The 20,792-nt window shown below is 61.6% G+C and carries 21 protein-coding genes and 1 pseudogene; 17 read left to right on the forward strand and 5 right to left on the reverse strand.

Annotation, left to right across the window (positions count from 1 at the left end):
- Positions 1–93 precede the first annotated feature (93 nt).
- The 4 genes from V1293_RS27920 to V1293_RS27935 all read left to right on the forward strand — a co-directional run bounded on the left by V1293_RS27920 (position 94) and on the right by V1293_RS27935 (position 3,991).
- Positions 94–921: a sterol desaturase family protein gene (locus V1293_RS27920; protein ID WP_334513960.1), complete on the forward strand. Its 828-nt coding sequence runs from the start codon at positions 94–96 to the stop codon at positions 919–921.
- Between the two features lie 18 nt (positions 922–939).
- Positions 940–2,391, forward strand: coding sequence for a hypothetical protein (locus V1293_RS27925; protein ID WP_334513962.1), 1,452 nt, complete (start codon positions 940–942; stop codon positions 2,389–2,391).
- Between the two features lie 60 nt (positions 2,392–2,451).
- Positions 2,452–3,279 (forward strand): sterol desaturase family protein, encoded by an 828-nt coding sequence (locus V1293_RS27930; protein WP_334513964.1) that lies wholly within the window; start codon positions 2,452–2,454, stop codon positions 3,277–3,279.
- 211 nt (positions 3,280–3,490) lie between these two features.
- Positions 3,491–3,991, forward strand: coding sequence for a pilus assembly protein N-terminal domain-containing protein (locus V1293_RS27935; protein WP_334513966.1), 501 nt, complete (start codon positions 3,491–3,493; stop codon positions 3,989–3,991).
- On the opposite strand, the gene V1293_RS27940 is transcribed toward V1293_RS27935, so the two are convergent.
- Positions 3,955–4,167 (reverse strand): hypothetical protein, encoded by a 213-nt coding sequence (locus V1293_RS27940; protein ID WP_334513968.1) that lies wholly within the window; start codon positions 4,165–4,167, stop codon positions 3,955–3,957. The two genes, V1293_RS27935 and V1293_RS27940, sit on opposite strands and share 37 nt — an antisense overlap.
- A gap of 131 nt (positions 4,168–4,298) precedes the next feature.
- On the opposite strand from V1293_RS27940, the gene V1293_RS27945 reads away from it, so the two are divergent.
- Together V1293_RS27945 and V1293_RS27950 are read left to right on the forward strand one after the other, a co-directional pair.
- Positions 4,299–4,853, forward strand: a complete 555-nt coding sequence (locus tag V1293_RS27945) for a TadE/TadG family type IV pilus assembly protein (protein ID WP_334513970.1) — start codon at positions 4,299–4,301, stop codon at positions 4,851–4,853.
- Between the two features lie 19 nt (positions 4,854–4,872).
- Positions 4,873–5,478, forward strand: coding sequence for a TadE/TadG family type IV pilus assembly protein (locus tag V1293_RS27950; RefSeq protein WP_334513973.1), 606 nt, complete (start codon positions 4,873–4,875; stop codon positions 5,476–5,478).
- A gap of 712 nt (positions 5,479–6,190) precedes the next feature.
- On the opposite strand, the gene V1293_RS27955 is transcribed toward V1293_RS27950, so the two are convergent.
- The 4 genes from V1293_RS27955 to V1293_RS27970 all read right to left on the reverse strand — a co-directional run bounded on the left by V1293_RS27955 (position 6,191) and on the right by V1293_RS27970 (position 10,517).
- Entirely contained in the window at positions 6,191–7,888 is a 1,698-nt protein-coding gene (locus V1293_RS27955) for a TadE/TadG family type IV pilus assembly protein (RefSeq protein WP_334513975.1), read from the reverse strand.
- 304 nt (positions 7,889–8,192) lie between these two features.
- The gene (locus V1293_RS27960) at positions 8,193–8,405 is read right to left on the reverse strand and encodes a cold-shock protein (protein ID WP_002714433.1); all 213 of its coding nucleotides are present in this window, start codon (positions 8,403–8,405) and stop codon (positions 8,193–8,195) included.
- Between the two features lie 270 nt (positions 8,406–8,675).
- Positions 8,676–8,960, reverse strand: coding sequence for a translation initiation factor IF-1 (infA, locus tag V1293_RS27965; RefSeq protein ID WP_057853167.1), 285 nt, complete (start codon positions 8,958–8,960; stop codon positions 8,676–8,678).
- Positions 8,961–8,984: 24 nt separating this feature from the next.
- On the reverse strand, positions 8,985–10,517 hold the full coding sequence (locus V1293_RS27970) for a DEAD/DEAH box helicase (RefSeq protein ID WP_334513976.1): 1,533 nt from the start codon (positions 10,515–10,517) through the stop codon (positions 8,985–8,987).
- 563 nt (positions 10,518–11,080) lie between these two features.
- Between V1293_RS27970 and urtA the strand changes: the two are divergent.
- From urtA to V1293_RS28025, 11 genes and pseudogenes are all read left to right on the forward strand, one after another.
- Positions 11,081–12,401, forward strand: a pseudogene (gene urtA, locus V1293_RS27975) (urea ABC transporter substrate-binding protein).
- Between the two features lie 153 nt (positions 12,402–12,554).
- A complete protein-coding gene (urtB, locus tag V1293_RS27980) occupies positions 12,555–14,144 on the forward strand; it encodes an urea ABC transporter permease subunit UrtB (protein ID WP_442894376.1) in 1,590 nt (529 codons plus the stop codon).
- Positions 14,141–15,307 (forward strand): urea ABC transporter permease subunit UrtC, encoded by a 1,167-nt coding sequence (gene urtC, locus V1293_RS27985; RefSeq protein ID WP_334513980.1) that lies wholly within the window; start codon positions 14,141–14,143, stop codon positions 15,305–15,307. The genes urtB and urtC overlap by 4 nt, the downstream gene beginning before the upstream one ends.
- Positions 15,308–15,311: 4 nt before the next feature.
- On the forward strand, positions 15,312–16,073 hold the full coding sequence (urtD, locus tag V1293_RS27990) for an urea ABC transporter ATP-binding protein UrtD (protein WP_334513982.1): 762 nt from the start codon (positions 15,312–15,314) through the stop codon (positions 16,071–16,073).
- A gap of 3 nt (positions 16,074–16,076) precedes the next feature.
- The gene (gene urtE / locus V1293_RS27995) at positions 16,077–16,772 is read left to right on the forward strand and encodes an urea ABC transporter ATP-binding subunit UrtE (RefSeq protein WP_334513984.1); all 696 of its coding nucleotides are present in this window, start codon (positions 16,077–16,079) and stop codon (positions 16,770–16,772) included.
- Positions 16,773–16,803: 31 nt separating this feature from the next.
- Positions 16,804–17,640, forward strand: coding sequence for an urease accessory protein UreD (locus V1293_RS28000; RefSeq protein WP_334513986.1), 837 nt, complete (start codon positions 16,804–16,806; stop codon positions 17,638–17,640).
- Positions 17,641–17,663: 23 nt separating this feature from the next.
- Positions 17,664–17,966: an urease subunit gamma gene (locus tag V1293_RS28005; RefSeq protein WP_025588283.1), complete on the forward strand. Its 303-nt coding sequence runs from the start codon at positions 17,664–17,666 to the stop codon at positions 17,964–17,966.
- Between the two features lie 136 nt (positions 17,967–18,102).
- Positions 18,103–18,408 carry an urease subunit beta gene (locus V1293_RS28010; protein ID WP_334516939.1) on the forward strand — a complete coding sequence of 102 codons (306 nt, stop codon included), beginning with the start codon at positions 18,103–18,105 and terminating at the stop codon, positions 18,406–18,408.
- Positions 18,405–20,120, forward strand: a complete 1,716-nt coding sequence (gene ureC, locus V1293_RS28015; RefSeq protein WP_334513988.1) for an urease subunit alpha — start codon at positions 18,405–18,407, stop codon at positions 20,118–20,120. Before V1293_RS28010 ends, ureC begins: the two co-directional genes overlap by 4 nt.
- Before the next feature lie 45 nt (positions 20,121–20,165).
- A complete protein-coding gene (locus V1293_RS28020) occupies positions 20,166–20,465 on the forward strand; it encodes a putative quinol monooxygenase (RefSeq protein WP_247519404.1) in 300 nt (99 codons plus the stop codon).
- Between the two features lie 25 nt (positions 20,466–20,490).
- Positions 20,491–20,790, forward strand: coding sequence for a putative quinol monooxygenase (locus V1293_RS28025; protein ID WP_212419428.1), 300 nt, complete (start codon positions 20,491–20,493; stop codon positions 20,788–20,790).
- The last annotated feature ends 2 nt before the right edge of the window (positions 20,791–20,792 follow it).

A 20,792-nucleotide genomic window follows, 5' to 3' on the forward strand; every position in this document is an offset into this window, starting at 1 on the left:
CGTGCCCGCGCGCTGTGTCGATCGACCCCTTTGATTCACGGCTCCTTAAGCGCGAGCAGATACTCCTGACGCCTCCGATTGAACGAGGCCGCCATGTCCACTCTGCCAATGGAAGTCATCGAGGTAATAGGCCAGACGATGGCGAAGGTCGTTCCGATCACGATCGTGCTCGGCCTTGTGTTCGCGGTACTCTCGCATTTCTGGGCCTGCAATCCGGGCAAGCCTTGGTGGCGCAAGCGCGAACTCATCACCGACATCTGCTACTGGTTCTTCGTGCCGGTATTTGCGCGCATCTTGCGCATTGGGCTTTTGGTGCTCGGCGCTGCCATCGTCTTCAACATTCACGATCCCGACGAACTGATCGCATTCTACGACAATGGTCATGGGCCGATGTCGCAGCTTCCGCTCTGGGTTCAGGCGATCTTGTTCCTCGTTGCGTCCGACTTCATGCTGTACTGGCTGCACCGCATGTTTCACGGTGGCGGCTTCTGGAAATATCACGCCATCCATCACTCCTCGGAAGATCTCGAGTGGATCTCCGCGGCGCGGTTTCATCCCGTCAACCTGTTCGTCGGAACGATTTTGGTCGACGTCATCCTGCTGATGGCGGGCATTTCTCCCAACATCATGCTGTGGGTCGGGCCGTTCACGACCTTCCACTCCGCTTTCGTTCACGCCAACCTGAGCTGGACGTTGGGGCCGTTCAAATACGTGCTCGCCACGCCGGTCTTCCACCGCTGGCATCACACCTCGCTCGAAGAGGGCGGCAATACCAATTTCGCGGGCACCTTTCCGCTCTGGGACATCCTGTTCGGCACGTTCCGCATGCCGGAGAACCGGCTGCCTGACGATTACGGTGTGGACGATCAGGAGATCCCGACCGAGATCGGTGGGCAGTTGGCCTATCCATTCCGTCAATAGTCGGACCGGCAGTTTCGCATGAGCACTGAAGCCGGAGCGATCCAGCGGGAGAAAGCCTTCAGCCTTGCCGACGTTCCGTCATGGCTCTGGCTTGGAATTGGCGTCTATGCACTGGTGCTGGTCGGCGGACAGGCGCTTCTGAACGATTCCGACACCTACTGGCAGATTGCGGTGGGCCAGTGGATCCTCGATCACAACGCGTTGCCGCGCGTCGATACCTATTCCTTCACCAAGGCGGGAGAGCCGTGGACGTCGTCGTCCTGGCTGGCGCAGGTGCTTTATGCGACGAGCTACAATCTGGCGGGCTGGGCCGGGCCGGTGGTTCTCGCTGCGGGCAGCATCGCCGCGACATTCGCACTGTTCACTCACATTCTAGGCCGCCGCATCCCGGCGGCCTATGCGGTCGCCGTCGCGATGGTGGTGATGTCGCTTTCGATGGGACATTTTCTGGCGCGCCCGCATGTGCTGGTGCTGCCGATCATGCTGGCGTGGGCGAACGGGCTGATGTTGGCGAGCGAGCGCGGCCAGGCGCCGTCGCCGTGGCTGCTGCCGTTGATCGCGTTGTGGGCGAACCTGCACGGCGGATTCGTGTTCGGCCTGGTGCTGGTCGGCGCGTTCGCAATCGACGCGCTGTGGAATGCGGATCACGCACAGCGAAGGTCGGTCGTGCTGCGCTGGGCGGCGTTCGGCATCGGCGCGCTGATAGCCTGCTGCGCCACGCCTTACGGGTGGGGATCGATTCTCGCCGCACGCAAGATCCTCGGTCTCGGAGAGCTCCTGCGTCTGATCTATGAATGGATGCCGGCGGACTTCGGCAAGTTCAGCGGGTTCGAGATTGTTATCCTCACGCTGATCGCCGGCACGCTCTACAGCGGCGTCAAGCTCACGCCGCCGCGGATCGCGCTGGCGCTGGGCCTGCTGCACATGGCGCTGTCGCATGTCAGAAATCTCGAGATCTTCGCGCTGCTGCTGCCGCTCGTGGTGCTGGCGCCGGTGGCGTCGCAGTTTGCGCTGCGGCCGGCCTGGCTCGCCCGAACTGGCGCCTCGATGCCTGTGATGGCGGTGGTCCTGGTCCTGCTCGGCGGCTGGACATGGCTGCTGGCGGCCAGAACCAATTTTGCACCGCCCGAAAGTCAGTCGCCGGCGGCGGCCGTCGATGCGCTGAAGGCGCATAATTCCAAACGGGTTCTCAACGATCTCCCGTTCGGCGGCTATCTGATCTGGCGGCAGATCCCCGTATTCGTCGACGGGCGCGCCGAGCTCTACGGCGAAGCGTTCGACATGGCCTTTTACCGCGCCATGCAGCTCAAGGACGTCAACGGGTTCCTCGACCTCCTCAATAAATGGGACATCGACGCCGTGCTGCTGACGCCGTCTACGCCTGCGGTCGGCATGCTCGATCATATCGGCGGCTGGCGGCGCGCCTACGCTGACGGCAACGCCGTGCTGCACGTGCGCACGGCCCGCTGATCCGGCCGTTCTTCGGATCGCGAACTGGCGTGCGGGCCGGGACTCTGGTACGCGGGCCGCATGAACCTGCCGACCGAAGTCGTCGAAATGCTCGGCCAGACCTTGGCCAAGGTGGTGCCGGTCACGATCGCGCTGGCGCTCGTGTTCTCGGTGCTGGCGCATTTCTGGGCCTGCAACCCCGGCAGGCCCTGGTGGCGCAAGCGCGAGCTCGTCACCGACGTCTGCTACTGGTTTATGGTGCCGCTGTTCGCGCGCGTGTTCCGCATCGGGTTATTGGTGCTGGGCGCCGCCCTCTTGTTTGGAATTCGCGACGCCGACGAACTGATCGCGTTCTACGACACCGGCCATGGCCCGCTGTCGAGCCTGCCATTGTGGCTGCAGGCGATCCTGTTCCTGGTCGCAGCCGATTTCATGATGTACTGGCTGCACCGCATGTTCCATGGCGGCGGCTTCTGGAAATACCACGCCATCCATCATTCGTCGCAGGATGTGGACTGGATCTCGGCGGCGCGCTTTCACCCCGTCAACCTGCTGTTGGGCACCATCGGGGTCGACGTCGCGCTGCTGATGGCCGGGATTTCGCCGGGCGCGATGCTCTGGCTCGGCCCGTTCAACATCTTCCATTCGGCGTTCGTTCACGCCAACCTCAACTGGACGCTGGGTCCGTTCAAATACGTCCTGGCGACGCCGGTGTTTCACCGCTGGCACCACACCTCCCGCGCGGAAGGCGGCGACACCAATTTTGCGGGCACCTTTCCGCTCTGGGACATCCTGTTTGGGACCTTCCGGATGCCGGGAGGCGCACTGCCGGACCAGTATGGCCTGGACGATCAGCCTTCGTTTCCCCGCGAAATCATCGGACAGCTGGCCTATCCGTTCCGCAAATAGCGCATGAAAATCTGGCTGCCGTTTTCCCCCGCGACAAACCCGCGGTCGCACGGAGATTCATGGGTAATTAAACATGCTGGCGGCGGATTTCTTGCCGCCATTTCGAGGTCCATTTGCCCTTTGTTCATGAATTGTCGTCAGATTCACCGTGTCGGGCGCCGGTTCCGCTGCGTATCGCCATTGCCGGCTTGTTGATGCCCCGGGGTAAAGTATGTCGTTCAAGTTCCAGCGTATTCGCGCAGGCGCGCGTTTTGGATTGCGTTTCCTCGTTGCCGGAATCCTGCTGTGGCCGGCGGTCTGCCTGGCCGCGTCCGATCCCGACCGTATCGCCGTCTATGTCGATCAGGCAAAGCTCGTGAAGCTCCCTGCCAAGGTCTCCACCATCGTGGTTGGAAACCCGCTGATTGCGGACGTGACCTTGCAGAGCGGCGGCATCATCGTCGTCACCGGCAAGGGCTACGGCGCGACCAATTTCATCGCCATGGACCGCAACGGCGAGGTGCTGGTGGACCGCCAGATTCAGGTCGAAGGCCCGACCGATCAGCTCGTCACCGTCTACCGCGGCGTCGAGCGCGAGTCCTATAGCTGCATGCCGATCTGCCAGCGCCGCGTCACCCTTGGCGACGGGGAGGCCTACTTCAGATCGGTGATGGACCAGGCCGGTTCTCTCAGCGGTCAAGCCAGCAGCGCCGGAAATAAATCGGCAAACTGACCGCTTTCGGTTCTGATCGAATCAGAACCGAAGCTCCGGTTTTTGTTCCGACGTGTTCTCCACGCGAACCGTTTTCCGCCTTGCTCAAAACACCCAGCCGGTTCTTCGCCGACGGCTCGGCGGAAGCTTGTCGGCGCGTCCAGCACCTTATCCTGTCCGCGAATCTCGGCCTGCATGAAGCCCTCTGAAGACAGTTAATGCCCGGTTAGCGGGCCGGGCCGCTCTGCTTCGGTTCGACGAAACACTTCCACAATCACTTTCAGGTAGTTCTTGCAGGCGGATAACCGCTGCCGTCTGGGGATTTTCGATGTCGTCACCCGCTGTTGCAACAGTCTCTGTTCGAAAGGCGCTGAACCGATTTCGCCGCAACCGCCGGGGTTCGGCCGCCGTCGAGTTCGCGCTGATTGCGCCGTTGTTCTTCGTCACGCTGTTTGCGATTCTCGAGACGGCCATTGTGTTTTTCGCAGGCCAGCTTCTGGAGCAGGGAACGCAGGACAGCGCGCGGCTGATGCTCACGCATCAGGCTCAGGACAGCGGCATGACCGAAACTGCGTTCAAAACCGATCTCTGCAATCGCATCAAGGTGCTGTTCAACTGCAACGGCGCTCTGGCGAACATTACTGTGGATGTGAAGGTCTTTACCCCAGGCACTGCGATCACGATTACCGATCCGATCGTCAGTGGAAGCCTGACCGGACCTTTCGCATATTCTCTGCCGCCATCCGGCTCTCCCAATACCGTCGTGGTTCGCGCCTTCTATGAATGGCCGCTGTTCGTGACCCAACTCGGCTACAACATTTCAAATCTCAACGGCGGCAAGCGGCTGCTCGCTGCGACCGCCGCTTTTCATGTAGAGCCGTGATGCGATGATGGTATCCCCGATGCAGAAGATGTCACTTCGTGTACGCGATCTGTTGAATGATCGCAGCGGTCTCGCAGCGGTCGAGTTTGCCTTCGTCTTTCCGATGATGGTGGTGATGTACTTCGGCGTGGTCGAGTTATCGTCGGCTATTTCCGTGGATCGCAAGGCCACCCAGGTGGCGCGGACGCTTTCCGATCTGACATCCCAGTCGGTGAGTGTGGTTGATGCCGATCTCATCAATTTTGGTCAAGCGGCAAAGGCGATCATGACACCCTATCCGCCATCGCCGTTGATATTCTCGATCACGGAGGTTTACGTCGATAAAACGACGGCTGTCGCTCGGGTTCAGTGGAGCAAGGGGTTGACGATCGATACATCAGGCAATGTCGCAATCGCGGCGGCGGCGCCTCATAATATGGGTGATGTTGTCGTGCTGCCGCCAGGTCTTGTCGTGGCCAAGGCCAAGGGGACATACGTGATCTGGAGCGAGGTCAGTTACAAGTATACGCCGACAGTCGGCTATGTGCTGGCGAGCACTGGCATTACCTTTAGGGATGCCGCCTTCACACGTCCGCGCCTGGCGCTCTGTGTTCTATATCAGACGAGTAGCTGTCCGGAGTCGTAACGGGCGCAGTCCCAGACAAACCTTCGCTCACCACGGCCTTCTCCTGGAGGAGGATCGACGCTGCATTTGCGGTGTCGCACTGGTTCGGGCTTCGGGTAAGGGCGGCTGATCCGCTGCATTGGAACGCGGCCTGAACAGCAGCATTACATTTTTGCGGGATGCGTTCAAACTCTCCACCAATGACACAAGGCACCTCGCCCCAGCACCATCGTGGGACTTTGGCTGCTGGAGCATGATCCGGATCCGCAGGGCCGCGTTAGCGCAAAAGCGGGAACCGGTTTTCGCTCGGGACAAACGCGAAGCGTTCGTCGGGAGATCATCCACAAAGATATTAGATCATGATCCGATTCAATCCAATCGGATCATGATCTATTGCGCGCGAGCTACCCGGAATTCCTCGATTTAGCGCCAGCTTGTGCCGGCTGCAGAACGGACAAACCGATCTCATCGTGGTCCTTCTGCACACCTGCCGCCTTAAGACAGAGCGCGAAGAAGAAACGCCGGCCTCGCGGGCCATCCGTAGTTCTGGGCGAATTTTAATCAACGCTTGGCGTCTCCGCGGTTCGTCCGGTGGTCTTGCCGGTCCACGCCGTCGGGCCGCGCGCAATCACGCTATTACCCTTGTGCGCCGGTCAATAAAAAGCCCCGGATCGCTCCGGGGCTTCTGAGGCTCGGTGTTTGCGTCAAGGCGGCGTCCGCGCCGCCTTCCAGGTCAGTTCGTAATATGCGCGGTCTGCAGCGCGTGGTTGAACATGGCGTTCAGCGCCGCGGCGATATCGGCGGGCGTGTTCGCGGTGTAGAAGAAGCCGGGCGACGCGCATTTCTGCAGGCTGGCCGGAATATACGGAATGTTGTTGTTGGCATAGGTGTCTTCGTCGCCGGCAAAGGTCGTAACCACGGGTGAGACCGGTTGATAGGGAATATAGAGCACGGAAACGATGACGCCGCGGCCCTTGAGAGTTTCGCATTGGGGAACGGTCGCCAGGGTGTTCTGTTTATCAATCGTGGTAGCGTGGTTGCTGCCCGACCAGGAACCGTTGGGAACGCCTTTCACCTGGGGGACTTGTGCGCCGTCGGTGACAAGGAAGACGTAAGGCTGCGGGGTGGTCGGCGTGCTGCCGTCGCCGACGGCGCCGCTGCCGCCGGAGATGAGGCCGTTGACCGAAGTAAGCGCGGTATCGATATGCGTGCCGCCGGAGCCAAGGTCTGTACTCATATTTGTGTCAAGCAACGTGGCAAGGTTCGCGGCGGCATAGTTGATGGTGCCGGAGGTGGTGGTAGAGTTGTTGATGCTGCTGGTCAGAGGAAAATAGGAGTAGAGGTACCGAATGAACGGGTAGAGCCCGATCCTAAACTGATTGGAAACCTTCATGGAGGCGTTCGCGGTAACGAACAACTGGTTCACGGCGTAGCCGACCGCGTCGAGGCGCAACTGGATGCAGTCGTCGGTGCCATCGGTCGGGCAGGATGAAACCGCCGTCAGGCTGTCCGGCCGGCTTTTGGAGTTTCCCTTAATCAGCGAATTCGGCGTGCCGGGAGTAACCGAGTTATTCAGGTCGGGAAGCATTGTGGTCGGCAAGCCGGGCTTCTGCTTCAGTGCGCCCGTGACCGAGTTCGCATTGATGAGGTTATTTAGCGCGGTCTGGCCGAGGCGCGAATAGATATAGCCCATGCAATAACCATTCGTATTGTATTGCTGGGTATACGAACTGGTAGTGGTAGGGGGATTGGCAGGCGGAGCGGTAGGGGAAGTGACGGGCGGATCGACGCACGCGCTGTTTTTCGGCGAAAAATGGCAGGCCAGGGTGCAGCTGACGCCGGAGGCGGTGCGGTATTGGACCCAGTTATCCGGGTTGATCTTGCCCAACCGCGTCTGCTCGGCGGGGGTCGACGGCAGGCCCATCGACCCCGAGACGTCCAGCGTCAGATAAAAATCAAGATACGGCGGCAACGTGGCGGCCGAACTTGAAGTGCCCGTTACCGTCAGTTTCTGATACCCGATCACTTTCAGGAAGGTTGTCGATACGTCGGCCGTGTACGTGACGCTTGCAGCGAGCTTGATTCCGGTCTTCGTAACGGTGCTGCTGCGAACCAGATTTTGATAGCCGGTGATCCCGTTCATGTTGGCGTCAAAAACATTAATGGCATCGTTAACACCGTCGGTGACCGTGCCGTTGCCTGTCATGACCGAGGCCGCGACAAAGCCGGGCGACTTCTGCGAAAGCGCGGCAATGCTCGCTGCGTCGGCCGCGGTTTGCATTTTGGTCTTCATTCTGGTCGCGAGCGAGTAATCCACCGCGCAACCAATGGCGGATATCAAGGGGATCGCCGCGATCGTAAAAATGATCGCGACGTTGCCGCGTCGATCGCGGCAGAAACCGGAAACATACTGCTGAAGATGAAATGGCACGCGCGCCCCCTGGCTATCCAAAAGCGCGCGATCGTAGCCCGGCCTCCCCTAAGTGCCCCTTAATCCGATCATCGAAAAACAGGCTGATTCCGGATGCGACCGATTTCAGGACCCAGATTTCAGGACCATGGGTTACGATCTGTTTACTACGAGGGCTCAGTGAAGCCGTGACGCTTGCGAGTTCTTCGGCCGAGAGCCAATCGCTCGCATCGCCAACTGAAAAAAAGGCCGCGCCATGGGAGCGGCCTTTTGGTTATTCAGTGGCGGTTCTCCGGGACGCTGTCGCGGCGTCCCGAAAAATCGCTTATCCGGCGGCGCGCAGATTGTCGGCCGAAGATTTGCCAGAGCGGCGATCTGCCACGATTTCGTAGGAGATCTTCTGGCCTTCACGCAACGTTCCGAGGCCGGCACGCTCGACAGCGCTGATGTGCACGAACACGTCATTGCCGCCGTCATCCGGCTGGATGAAGCCATAGCCCTTGGTTGCGTTAAACCACTTCACGGTTCCCATGCTCACGGGGGTAGTCCCTTCTCAGATATACAAGTCGTAGCCCACCCTTCGATGGGCTGGTGAGATCGAATTTTTGGAAGGGTCGTCAGCGTCTAAACCGGCTGTACCGGTGGATAGCTAATGTCGTCCGGCCGAAAATCGATGGCTAATATTATTCGATAGTAGTGTTCAAAACAATCCTGACGTGCACGATTTTTTGATTCGGCCGGCCAGCCGGCCGCGACCGCGCACGACATGGGCGTATCGGGCGCGGTTCGGCAGGTGTTAACGGCGCGTTTACCGGCGGCGGAACTGGCCGCCGCGCGGCGGCCCGCTACGCGGGGCTCCTGTACTGGGACGCTCGTCCTTGTGACGGAAGATCAGGCGACCCTTCTCCAGATCGTAGGGCGACATTTCGATCGTTACCCGATCGCCTGCCAGCGTCTTGATCCGGTTCTTCTTCATCTTTCCGGCGGTGTAGGCAACAATTTCGTGTCCGGCGTCGAGCTGCACGCGGTAGCGCGCGTCGGGGAGGATTTCGGTCACCAGTCCTTCGAACTGGATCAGCTCTTCTTTAGCCATGGTGGTCTCCAGGTCGATCGAGGCTTAGCGCTGCGGTCGGTGGGTACGGTTGGGTTGAGTATTCGGACGGCTCTCGCGATGCAAGAAGGCGACGCCCTGAATGCCCTCACTTTTCCCGCCTCGGCTCTTGCCGGCCTGCTGCGCCGGACGCGGCTGTTCGTGCCGGTTCGGCTGCGGCGCGGCATTATTACCACCACCGCGGCGGGGTCGGCGAGGGCCTTTTGATCCCGGTGCCGATTCATGTCCCCGGGTTTCATGCCCACGGGATTCATGACCTCTGGAGTCATGTCCTCTGGAGTCATGTCCTCTGGAGTCATGTCCTCTGGAGTCCTGGGACCGGGCGGTGTGGGCACGCGGGGCGGACCGTCCACCCCTGTGCTGCTGTGCAGGGCGTTGCGCGGGGGCCGGCGCGGCGTCGCGGCTGCCGGGCGTGCGACGGTCTTCCCGCGGCAGCGTGATGCGGATCAGCCGCTCGATGTCGCGCAGATAACCCATCTCCTCGGCGCCCGCGATCAGCGAGATCGCAACGCCTTCGGCGCCGGCGCGCGCGGTGCGGCCGATGCGGTGGACATAGGTTTCCGGGATGTTGGGCAGATCGAAATTCACCACATGGCTGATGCCGTCGACGTCGATGCCGCGGGCGGCAATGTCTGTCGCCACCAGGGTGCGGATCTCGCCGGTGCGGAACGCCGCCAGCACACGCTCGCGGTGGTTTTGCGACTTGTTGCCGTGAATGGCGTTGGCGTCGATGCCGGCCTTGGCCAGCGTCTTCACGACCTTGTCGGCGCCGTGCTTGGTGCGGGTAAACACCAGCGCGCGGTCAACCGTTTCCTGCTTGAGGATCTGCGCCAGCACGCCCGATTTGGCCGAGAAATCGACCTGGATGATGCGCTGGGTGATGCGCTCCACCGTCGAGGCCACCGGCGTCACCGCCACGCGGGCGGGGTCGCGCAGCATGGCTTCGGCGAGTTCCGCGATATCCTTCGGCATGGTGGCCGAGAAGAACAGCGTCTGGCGCTTGATCGGCAGCTTGGCGACGACTTTGCGGATGTCGTTGATGAAGCCCATGTCGAGCATGCGGTCGGCTTCGTCGAGCACGAGGAACTCGACCTGGTTAAGCTTCAGCCCGTTGCTCTGCACGAGATCGAGCAGGCGGCCGGGGGTCGCCACCATGACCTCGACGCCCTGCATCACCGAACGGACCTGACGGCCCATCGGCACGCCGCCGATCGCCAGCGCTGAGCTCAGGCGGATGTGGCGGCCATAGGCGTTGAAGCTGTCGAGGATCTGGCCGGACAATTCGCGGGTCGGCGAGAGCACCAGCACGCGGCAGGTCTTGGGCTGCGGCCGGATGCGGTTTTCCAGAATGCGGTGCAGGATCGGCAGCGCGAAGGCTGCGGTCTTGCCGGTGCCGGTCTGGGCGATGCCGACGACGTCACGGCCGGTCATTGCGAGGGGGATGGTCTGGGCCTGGATGGGCGTGGGCGTGTGGTAATTTTCTTCCTTGAGTGCACGCGAGATGGGATCGGCGAGGCCGAAATCCTGAAAGGAGGTCAAACGAGGGTTCTTTCCATTAAAAAAGGCAGGCGCCCGGCTTCGATGGCCAGGTGCGCGCGAGGGTGTCTGAGACACCCGCGTGTTTGGGGCGTCGGTTGTGCTAGCTGAAAAGGGGCAAGCCAGAAACCGTTGAACGGGCTCAGAACACGCGGCTCGCAAGGACCTGATGATTCTCTAGGTCACGCAGATCATATGGAGCACAAGCGCGGCGCTTTCAAGGTGAATTCCGCGCATGTCCTCCGTGCGGTTAAGGAAACCGGTCAGCCAGGCCCCGGTGGTAGCGCCCGTTAGAAATCCAAACGACCAAAATTCGTGCAAGAAATTAGCCAAATTGCGGCATTTGCACAAAAAATAGATAGTTTGCCGCCAAAGCATACATTTCCGCAGTCTAAAAAATAAGCAAATTTGCCGCCGCTGGTTTCCGCGCGCTTGGGATTCCAAAGCGATTATATGGGCTTATCCCGTTTTCGGCCAATGGCATGGTTCTTGCGATTCCGTTAACGCAGGCGGCCGTGGGGCCGTTCGCAGCGCGTTTAACGTCTGCGTCAGGGAGATGACACCTCATGCTTACTCAATTGACTCACGATATAACGACGATGAGCCGCCGTCGCTGGCTGGCGGCCACCGCCGGCCTGGTTTTGGGCCTGGCTGCATTTTCAAACGCCAAGGCTGCTGACGACACCATTAAGGTCGGCGTCCTGCATTCGCTGTCCGGCACCATGGCCATCAGCGAAACCACGCTGAAGGATACCGTTCTCTTCCTGATCGACGAGCAGAACAAGAAGGGCGGCGTGCTCGGCAAGAAGCTCGAGGCCGTCGTGGTCGACCCCGCCTCGAACTGGCCGCTGTTCGCCGAAAAGGCGCGCGAGCTGATCACCAAGGACAAGGTCTCGGTCGTGTTCGGCTGCTGGACCTCGGTGTCGCGCAAGTCCGTGCTGCCGGTATTCAAGGAGCTGAACTCGATCCTGTTCTACCCCGTGCAGTACGAGGCGTGAGGAGAGCGAGCGCAACGTGTTCTACACCGGTGCGGCGCCGAACCAGCAGGCGATCCCCGCGGTCGACTACCTGATGAAGGACGAGAAGGTGAAGCGCTGGGTGCTGGCCGGCACCGACTACGTCTATCCGCGCACCACCAACAAGATCCTCGAAGCCTACTTGAAGTCGAAGGGCGTCAAGCAGGAAGACATCATGATCAACTACACGCCGTTTGGTCATAGTGACTGGCAGACGATCGTGGCCGACATCAAGAAGTTCGGCTCGGCCGGCAAGAAGACGGCTGTTGTCTCCACCATCAACGGCGACGCCAACGTTCCCTTCTACAAGGAGCTCGGCAACCAGGGCATCAAGGCGACCGACATTCCGGTTGTCGCGTTCTCGGTCGGTGAAGAAGAACTCGCCGGCATCGACACCAAGCCGCTGCTCGGCCATCTCGCCGCCTGGAACTACTTCCAGTCGATCAAGGATCCGGGCAACGAGAAGTTCATCAAGGCCTGGCAGGCCTACACCAAGAATCCGAAGCGCGTGACCAACGATCCGATGGAAGCCCACGTCATCGGCTTCGAAATGTGGGTCAAGGCGGTCGAGAAGGTGAAGTCGACCGACGCCGACAAGGTGATCGACGCGCTGCCCGGCATCGAAGCCAAGAACCTGACCGGCGGCACCTCCAAGATGCTGCCGAACCATCACATCACCAAGCCGGTGTTCATTGGCGAAATCAAAGCCAACGGCCAGTTCGACGTGGTGTGGAAGACCCCGGGCCTGGTGGCTGGCGATGCGTGGTCGAAGGAGCTCGAAGGCTCCAAGGACCTGATCGGCGACTGGGTCGGCAAGAAGTGCGGCAACTACAACACCAAGACCAACAAGTGCGGCGGTCAGGGCTCCTGATCTCGATCTGATCCGACAGGATCTGATCGACCTGACGTAAAACAAGAAACTTCCAAGAGAACTTGAACTACAAGATAGGAGAAGGCGGCGGTGCCGCCGCCTTCTCCCCACTCCTGCCGGGGTCGTATTGTGTCTGCCAGTTTCCTCGACCGTATTCGCGCGGTTCTGCTCGCAATCCTCCTGACCGCAGCTTTCGCCGTGCCGGCGCTGGCGGGTCCGTTCGAGCATGCGGTCGCCAAATTCGCCAATGACGATTTCTCCGATACCGACGAGGCGATCGGCGCGGTCGCTGTCTCGGGCAATCCGCTGGCCTTTCCCATCATCAGCGCGCTGCAGGACGGACGGCTGTCGGCCGATCCCGATACCAAGAAGGTTTTCGTGACCGGGAGCGACGGCAAGATCATCGATGCCGCAACCGGCGCCGCCATCGACAAGCTGCCCGACAATGCCGCCGCCGTCCGCCTCAACAACCGCCTTCGCCGCGCCGTAGAGGCAGCGCTCGGTGGCCTGACGCTGCTTTCGCCCGATCCCGCCAAGCGGATCGCGGCCGCGCAGTCGGTCTTCAAGAGCCACGACGAGAACGCGCTTGCCGTGATCGATGGCGCGCTCGCCAAGGAGACCAACAAGGGCGCCAAGGCAGCCTTCACCGAGGCCCGCGCCGCCATCCTGCTCTACAAGGCCGATGCGACCGAGGTGGAAAAGTTAGAGGCCGTCGCCATCGTCAAGGCGAAGGGCGACCAGGAAGCGATGGCGCTGTTGACCGGCCTGGGCAGCGACGTGCCGCCCAATGTCGCGCGTGCCGCGGCAAGCGCGATCGCCTCAATCCAGAGCAATCTCGCCATGTGGTCGATGGTGCAGAACGCCTGGTACGGCCTGTCGCTTGGCTCGGTGCTCCTGCTGGCCGCGATTGGCCTTGCCATCACCTTCGGCGTCATGGGGGTCATCAACATGGCCCATGGCGAGATGGTGATGATCGGCGCCTACACCACTTTCGTGGTGCAGGAAGTCATTCGCACCCGCTATCCCGGCCTGTTCGACTATTCGCTGTTGATTGCGGTCCCTCTGGCCTTTCTGGTGGCCGGGGCGATCGGCGTCCTGATCGAACGCGGCATCATCCGCTTCCTCTATGGCCGCCCGCTGGAAACCCTGCTCGCGACCTGGGGCCTCTCGCTGGTGCTGCAACAGGCCGTGCGCACCATGTTCGGTCCGACCAACCGCGAGGTCGGCAATCCGTCCTGGATGAGCGGCGCGTTCGAGCTCGGGCAGATCACCATCACCTATAACCGTCTCTGGATCCTCTGCTTCACGCTGGCCGTCTTCGTCATCCTGCTCGCCATGCTGCGCTACACGGCGCTCGGGCTCGAGATGCGCGCGGTCACTCAAAATCGCCGCATGGCGGCCTCGATGGGCATCGCCACTTCGCGCGTCGATGCGCTCACCTTCGGCCTCGGCTCCGGCATCGCCGGGATTGCCGGCGTGGCGCTGTCGCAGATCGATAATGTCAGCCCCAACCTCGGCCAGAGCTACATCATCGACAGCTTCATGGTCGTCGTGTTCGGCGGCGTCGGCAATCTCTGGGGCACGCTGGTCGGCGCGTTTACGCTCGGCATCGCCAACAAGTTCCTGGAGCCGGTGGCCGGCGCCGTGCTCGGCAAGATCGCCATTCTGGTGCTGATCATCCTGTTCATCCAGAAGCGGCCGCGCGGCCTGTTCGCGCTCAAGGGCCGGGCGGTGGAAGCATGACGCCGCATGTGTTGACGCGCTCGCTCGATCGCAGCGCTTCCATCTTCATTCTGGTGGTCGCAGGCCTCGGCGTGCTGATCCCGCTGTCCAACCTGCTGCTGCCGGCCGGTTCGGCGCTACAGGTGCCGACCTATCTGGTCGCGCTGTTCGGGAAATACGCCTGCTACGCCATTCTCGCGCTCTCGATCGATTTGATCTGGGGCTATTGCGGCATTCTCTCGCTCGGCCACGGCGCGTTCTTCGCGCTCGGCGGCTACGCGATGGGCATGTACCTGATGCGCCAGATCGGCAGCCGCGGCGTCTACGGCAATCCGATCCTGCCCGATTTCATGGTGTTCCTGAACTATCCAAGCCTGCCATGGTATTGGTACGGCTTCGACATGTTCTGGTTCGCGGCGCTGATGGTTCTTGTGGTGCCGGGCCTGCTGGCGTTCTGCTTCGGCTGGCTGGCGTTTCGATCGCGCGTCACCGGCGTCTATCTGTCGATCATCACGCAGGCGATGACCTACGCGTTGCTGCTGGCGTTCTTCCGCAACGATTTCGGGTTCGGCGGCAACAACGGCCTGACCGACTTCAAGGACATCCTTGGCTTCAACGTGCAGGCCGACGGCACCCGCGCGGCGTTGTTCGCGCTGAGTTGTCTGGCGCTGATCCTGGCCTTCCTGATCTGCCGGGCGGTGGTGACCTCGAAACTCGGCAAGGTCTTGATCGCGATCCGCGACGCCGAATCCCGCACGCGCTTCCTCGGCTACCGCGTCGAATCCTACAAGCTGTTCGTGTTCACGCTGTCCGCCTGCATGGCCGGCGTCGCCGGCGCGCTCTATGTCCCGCAGGTCGGCATCATCAACCCATCCGAATTCGCGCCGGGCAATTCCATCGAAGCGGTGATCTGGGTCGCCGTCGGCGGCCGCGGCACGCTGGTGGGAGCCGCGCTCGGCGCCGTCGTCGTCAACTACGCCAAAACATACTTTACCTCGGGCCCGCTGGCGCCGTACTGGCTGTTCATGCTGGGCGCGCTGTTCATCCTGGTGACGCTGCTGCTGCCGAAGGGCATCGTCGGCACCTTCACGGCGTGGCGCGAGTCTCGCAAGGAAACCGAAAAGGCCAACGCCGAAAGCGCCGATCTCGAAGACGGTGTCGGCGAACCGAAACCGGCGGAGTGAGCGCATGAGTGTCATGGAGGGAAGGACCACTTCCGCGCTGCTCTATCTCGACGGCGTGCACGTCTCGTTCGACGGCTTTCACGCCATCAACAACCTGTCGCTGACGCTCGAGCCCGGCGAGATGCGCGCCATCATCGGCCCGAATGGTGCCGGCAAGACCACGATGATGGACATCATCACCGGCAAGACCCGGCCGGACGAGGGCACGGTGCTGTTCGACGGCATCACCGACCTGACGCGGCTCGACGAGACCCGCATCGCCGAACTCGGCATCGGCCGAAAGTTCCAGAAGCCGACGGTGTTCGAGAGCCAGACCATCGAGGACAATCTGCTGCTGGCGCTCAATGTCGACCACAGCGTCAAGGGCACGCTGTTCTGGCGCGGCAGCCGGGACGAATCCGAGCGGATCGAGCGCGTGCTGGAAACCATCCGCCTGACCGACGCGCGCAATAGATTGGCCGGAAGCCTGTCGCACGGCCAGAAGCAGTGGCTCGAAATTGGCATGCTGCTGGCGCAGGATCCAAAGCTGCTCCTGGTCGACGAGCCGGTCGCCGGAATGACCGACGTCGAGACGCATCAGACCGCGGAGCTGCTCAAGGAAATCAACAAGGAAAAGACGGTCATGGTGGTCGAGCACGACATGACCTTCGTGCGCGAACTTGGTGTCAAGGTCACCTGCCTGCATGAAGGCACGGTGCTGGCGGAAGGGACCATCGATCAGGTCTCGTCGAACGAGCGGGTGATTGAAGTGTATCTGGGGCGCTGATCCATGCTGAAGGTCGACAATATCAGCCTCTACTATGGCGCAGCGCAGGCGCTGCGCGGCGTCTCGCTGTCCGCCGAGCCCGGCAAGGTGACATGCGTGCTCGGCCGCAACGGCGTCGGCAAGACCTCGCTGCTCCGCGCGATGGTCGGCCAATACCCGATCGCGGGCGGGTCGATCACGCTCGATGGTAACGACATCACCGGTCTCAAACCTTACGAGCGCGCCCGGCGCGGCATCGGCTTCGTGCCGCAGGGCCGCGAGATCTTTCCGCTGCTGACGGTGGAGGAAAATCTCAAGACCGGTTTTGGCCCGCTCAAGCGTGAAGACCGCCACATCCCGGACGACGTGTTCTCGCTGTTTCCGGTGCTCAATTCGATGCTGGGACGGCGCGGCGGCGACCTCTCCGGCGGGCAGCAACAACAATTGGCGATCGGCCGCGCGCTGGTGATGCGGCCGAAATTGTTGCTGCTTGATGAGCCGACCGAAGGCATCCAGCCCTCGATCATCAAGGACATCGGCCGCGCCATCACCTATCTGCGCAGCCTCGGCAACATGGCGATCGTGCTGGTCGAACAATATCTCGACTTTGCCTGCGAGCTCGGCGACAATTTTGCGGTCATGGACCGCGGCGCGGTGAAATATGCCTGCGACCGCGCCAACCTCGATCCCGCCGAGATCAGCCGCCAGATGGCGCTGTAAGGCCGTATCGGGCGTTGCGTTTGGGGGTGGGATGCGGACCGATAGCACGCGCGCGAGTTCAGCGACGTTCGCGGCCAACCGCGCCCAGGGCGCGGTCAGGTTCGGCGTGCATCTGCAGGATGGCGTCACCCGCCGCGGCGACTTGCATGAATCCGGCTCGCTGCGCGTGCGTTTTCCTTCCCCTGAGCAAGAGGGGCTGTCGGGTGTGTTCGTCAACACGGCTGGCGGCATTGCCGGAGGCGACCGTTTCGATATCGATATCGCGGCAGGCGAAGGGACGCGGCTGACGCTGACGACGGCGGCTGCCGAGAAGGTCTATCGCGCGCCGGGTGCAGCTGCCCAGCTCAGCATCGCCCTGAAGGCAAAGAGCGGCGCACACCTCGCCTGGTTGCCGCAGGAGACTATCCTGTTCGACCGCGCGCGAATTGTCAGGCGCATCGATATCGACCTTGCCGAAGACGCTTCACTCCTGCTCTGCGAAATTGTGGTGTTCGGCCGCGCGGCAATGGGCGAAAAGATGCTGCACGGCGAGTTCATCGACCGCTGGCGCCTGCGCCGCGGCGGAAAGCTCGTGTTCGCGGAAACCGTCCGGCTCGACGGCGACATCGGCGAAAAGCTGGCGCGGCCGGCGATTGCCAACGGCGGCGTCGCCATCGGCACCGCGCTGATCGTGCCCGGCGATGAGGCGCTGGTGCAGCGGATCCGCGAAGCGTGCGGGACGTTCGGCGGCGAGGTCGGCATCTCCTCATGGAATGGATTTGCAATGGCCCGTTTCTGTGCCCAAGATGCGGCCCGGCTCCGCGCCGATATGATGGCTGTGCTCGGCCGCGCCAGCGGCGTGGCGCTACCCCGGCTATGGCTCAACTAGTCTTCAACCACCCGAGTGCCCGCATGAATCTCTCTCCCCGCGAAAAGGACAAGCTCTTGATCTCGATGGCGGCCATGGTGGCGCGCCGCAGGCTCGAGCGCGGCGTCAAGCTCAACCACCCCGAGGCGATCGCCATCATCTCCGACTTCATCGTCGAGGGCGCGCGCGACGGCCGCACGGTGGCCGAGTTGATGCAATCAGGCGCGCAGGTCATCACCCGCGCGCAGTGCATGGACGGCATCCCGGAGATGATCCATGACATCCAGGTCGAGGCGACGTTTCCGGATGGCACAAAACTCGTCACCGTCCATGAGCCGATCCGATGAGACGCGCGAAGCTCTCTAGTTCTTCGTCATGCCCGGGCTTGACCCGGGCATCCACGCCCTTCGTGCCCGGTGCCAAGACGTGGATGGCCGGGACAAGCCCGGCCATGACGCCGTGGTGTATTGCGAGGTAACAAAAATGATCCCCGGCGAACGCTTCATCAAGGACGGCGACATCGAACTCAATGCCGGCCGCAAGACAGTGACACTCACCGTCGCCAACACCGGCGACCGCCCGATCCAGGTCGGCTCGCACTACCATTTCTTCGAAACCAATCCCGCGCTGAAATTCGACCGCAAGAAATCCCGCGGCATGCGGCTCGACATCGCCGCCGGCACCGCCGTGCGCTTCGAGCCCGGCCAGACCCGCGACGTGCAACTCGTGGCGCTGGCCGGCAAGCGCGTCATCTACGGTTTTCGCGGCGAGGTGCAGGGGAAACTATGAGCGTAAAAATCAAACGTTCCGTCTATGCCGACATGTTCGGGCCGACCACCGGCGACAAGGTGCGGCTCGCCGACACCGACCTCATCATCGAGGTTGAAAAAGATTTCACCACCTATGGCGAGGAGGTGAAGTTCGGCGGCGGCAAGGTGATCCGCGACGGCATGGGGCAGTCGCAGGTGACGAACAGGCAGGGCGCGGCCGATACCGTCATCACCAATGCGCTGATCGTCGATCACTGGGGCATCGTGAAGGCCGACGTCGCGATCAAGGAAGGCATGATCGCGGCGATCGGCAAGGCCGGCAATCCCGATATCCAGCCGGGTGTGACCATCATCATCGGCCCCGGGACCGACGTGATAGCGGGCGAAGGCAAGATCCTCACCGCCGGCGGTTTCGACAGCCACATCCATTTCATCTGCCCGCAGCAAATCGAGCACGCGCTGATGTCTGGCGTCACCTCGATGCTCGGCGGCGGCACCGGCCCCTCGCACGGCACCTTTGCGACCACCTGCACGCCCGGCCCCTGGCATATGGGAAGGATGATCCAATCGTTCGACGCCTTCCCGGTCAATCTCGGCATATCAGGCAAGGGCAACGCGTCGCGCCCCGCCGCGCTGGTCGAGATGATCAAGGGCGGCGCCTGCGCGCTGAAGCTGCACGAGGATTGGGGCACCACGCCATCGGCCATCGACAATTGTCTCAGCGTCGCCGACGATTACGACATCCAGGTGATGCTGCATTCCGACACATTGAACGAATCCGGCTTCGTCGAGGATACCGTAAAGGCCTTCAAAGGCCGCACCATCCACGCCTTCCACACCGAAGGCGCCGGCGGCGGCCACGCGCCCGATATCATTAAAATTGCCGGCCTGAAGAACGTGCTGCCGTCCTCGACCAACCCGACGCGTCCCTTCACGCGCAACACCATCGACGAGCATCTGGACATGCTGATGGTGTGCCACCACCTCGATCCCTCGATTGCCGAAGACCTGGCGTTTGCCGAAAGCCGTATCCGGAAAGAAACCATCGCGGCCGAAGACATTTTGCATGATCTCGGCGCGCTCTCGATGATGTCGTCGGACTCGCAGGCGATGGGCCGGCTCGGCGAAGTCATCATCCGTACCTGGCAGACCGCAGACAAGATGAAAAAACAAAGAGGCTCGCTTCCCGAGGATAAGGGCAACGACAACGATAATTTCCGCGTCAAGCGCTACATCTCGAAATACACCATCAACCCATCGATCGCGCATGGCGTGTCGAAGCTGATAGGGTCAGTAGAGAAAGGCAAGCTCGCCGACCTCGTGCTGTGGTCGCCGGCCTTCTTCGGCGTGAAGCCGGATTGCATCATTAAGGGCGGCTCGATCGTGGCGGCCCCCATGGGCGACCCGAACGCCTCGATCCCGACGCCGCAGCCGGTGCATTACCGGCCGATGTTCGCCGCCTACGGCAAATCGCTGACAGCGTCTTCGGTGGTGTTCACCTCGAAGGCTGCGATTACCGGCGGGTTGGCGCGCAAGCTCGGCATCGAAAAGAAGCTTTACCCAGTGAAAAACACCCGCGGCGGCATCTCCAAGAAGAGCATGATCCATAACGGCGCCACGCCGAAAATCGAGGTGGACGCCGAGACCTATGAGGTGCGCGCAGACGGCGAGCTTCTGACATGCGCGCCGGCCGAGGTCCTGCCCATGGCGCAGAGGTATTTCCTGTTCTAAGGTCGTTTCCGGAACTCAAGCCAAACAAAAGTCCGGGAGGATCTAGTGATTTACGTCGTTGCCACGCTGACCGTGAAGCCTGAAACGCGCGCCGAATTCATTGCGGCGGCCACTGCCTGCATCAAGGAAACCCGGAAAGAGCCGGGCAACATCGCCTATGATCTGCATGAAAGCGTCACCGATCCCTCCAAGATGGTGTTCGTCGAGCAGTGGGAAAATGCCGAAGCGCTGGTGCCGCATCGTGGCGCCGAACACATGAAGACGTTCGGCCGGGTCGCCGTGAAATGCATGTCGGCGCCGCCGAAGATCGAAGTGATCACGCCCGAAAAGGTCGACGTCCGCTAATCAAGAAAAACAAGGGATAAAACTCATGATCTACGTCATCGCCACCACGCCGATGAAGCCGGAAAACAAGGATGACTTCATCAAGGGGCACAAGGCCTGTACCGCCGAAACGCTCAAGGAGAAGGGCTGCATCTCCTATGACGGCCATGTCAGCGTGAATGATCCCAACCTGTATGTGGTGGTGGAGCGCTGGGAGACCCGCGACGACCTCAACGCGCATGGCCGCGCGCCCCATATGAAGGTGTGGCGGGAATATTCCTCGCAGATGAAGACGGCGCCGACAGTGATCGAGATCATCAGCGACGGCAAGGTGGAGAAGTTCTGAAC

It is taken from the genome of Bradyrhizobium sp. AZCC 1693 (genome assembly GCF_036924745.1).
Classification (GTDB): domain Bacteria; phylum Pseudomonadota; class Alphaproteobacteria; order Rhizobiales; family Xanthobacteraceae; genus Bradyrhizobium.

What these genes read in the sequence shown, in the direction of transcription:
- V1293_RS27935 (WP_334513966.1), top strand. Translation starts at nt 3,491, where the DNA reads ATGTCGTTCAAGTTCCAGCGTATTCGCGCAGGCGCGCGTTTTGGATTG.
- V1293_RS28010 (WP_334516939.1), top strand. Translation starts at nt 18,103, where the DNA reads ATGATCCCCGGCGAACGCTTCATCAAGGACGGCGACATCGAACTCAAT.
- V1293_RS28000 (WP_334513986.1), top strand. Translation starts at nt 16,804, where the DNA reads ATGCGGACCGATAGCACGCGCGCGAGTTCAGCGACGTTCGCGGCCAAC.
- V1293_RS27930 (WP_334513964.1), top strand. Translation starts at nt 2,452, where the DNA reads ATGAACCTGCCGACCGAAGTCGTCGAAATGCTCGGCCAGACCTTGGCC.
- V1293_RS27920 (WP_334513960.1), top strand. Translation starts at nt 94, where the DNA reads ATGTCCACTCTGCCAATGGAAGTCATCGAGGTAATAGGCCAGACGATG.
- urtD (WP_334513982.1), top strand. Translation starts at nt 15,312, where the DNA reads ATGAGTGTCATGGAGGGAAGGACCACTTCCGCGCTGCTCTATCTCGAC.
- V1293_RS27940 (WP_334513968.1), bottom strand. Translation starts at nt 4,167, where the DNA reads ATGCAGGCCGAGATTCGCGGACAGGATAAGGTGCTGGACGCGCCGACA.
- ureC (WP_334513988.1), top strand. Translation starts at nt 18,405, where the DNA reads ATGAGCGTAAAAATCAAACGTTCCGTCTATGCCGACATGTTCGGGCCG.
- urtC (WP_334513980.1), top strand. Translation starts at nt 14,141, where the DNA reads ATGACGCCGCATGTGTTGACGCGCTCGCTCGATCGCAGCGCTTCCATC.
- infA (WP_057853167.1), bottom strand. Translation starts at nt 8,960, where the DNA reads ATGGCTAAAGAAGAGCTGATCCAGTTCGAAGGACTGGTGACCGAAATC.
- urtE (WP_334513984.1), top strand. Translation starts at nt 16,077, where the DNA reads ATGCTGAAGGTCGACAATATCAGCCTCTACTATGGCGCAGCGCAGGCG.
- V1293_RS28005 (WP_025588283.1), top strand. Translation starts at nt 17,664, where the DNA reads ATGAATCTCTCTCCCCGCGAAAAGGACAAGCTCTTGATCTCGATGGCG.
- V1293_RS27925 (WP_334513962.1), top strand. Translation starts at nt 940, where the DNA reads ATGAGCACTGAAGCCGGAGCGATCCAGCGGGAGAAAGCCTTCAGCCTT.
- V1293_RS27945 (WP_334513970.1), top strand. Translation starts at nt 4,299, where the DNA reads ATGTCGTCACCCGCTGTTGCAACAGTCTCTGTTCGAAAGGCGCTGAAC.
- V1293_RS27950 (WP_334513973.1), top strand. Translation starts at nt 4,873, where the DNA reads ATGCAGAAGATGTCACTTCGTGTACGCGATCTGTTGAATGATCGCAGC.
- V1293_RS28025 (WP_212419428.1), top strand. Translation starts at nt 20,491, where the DNA reads ATGATCTACGTCATCGCCACCACGCCGATGAAGCCGGAAAACAAGGAT.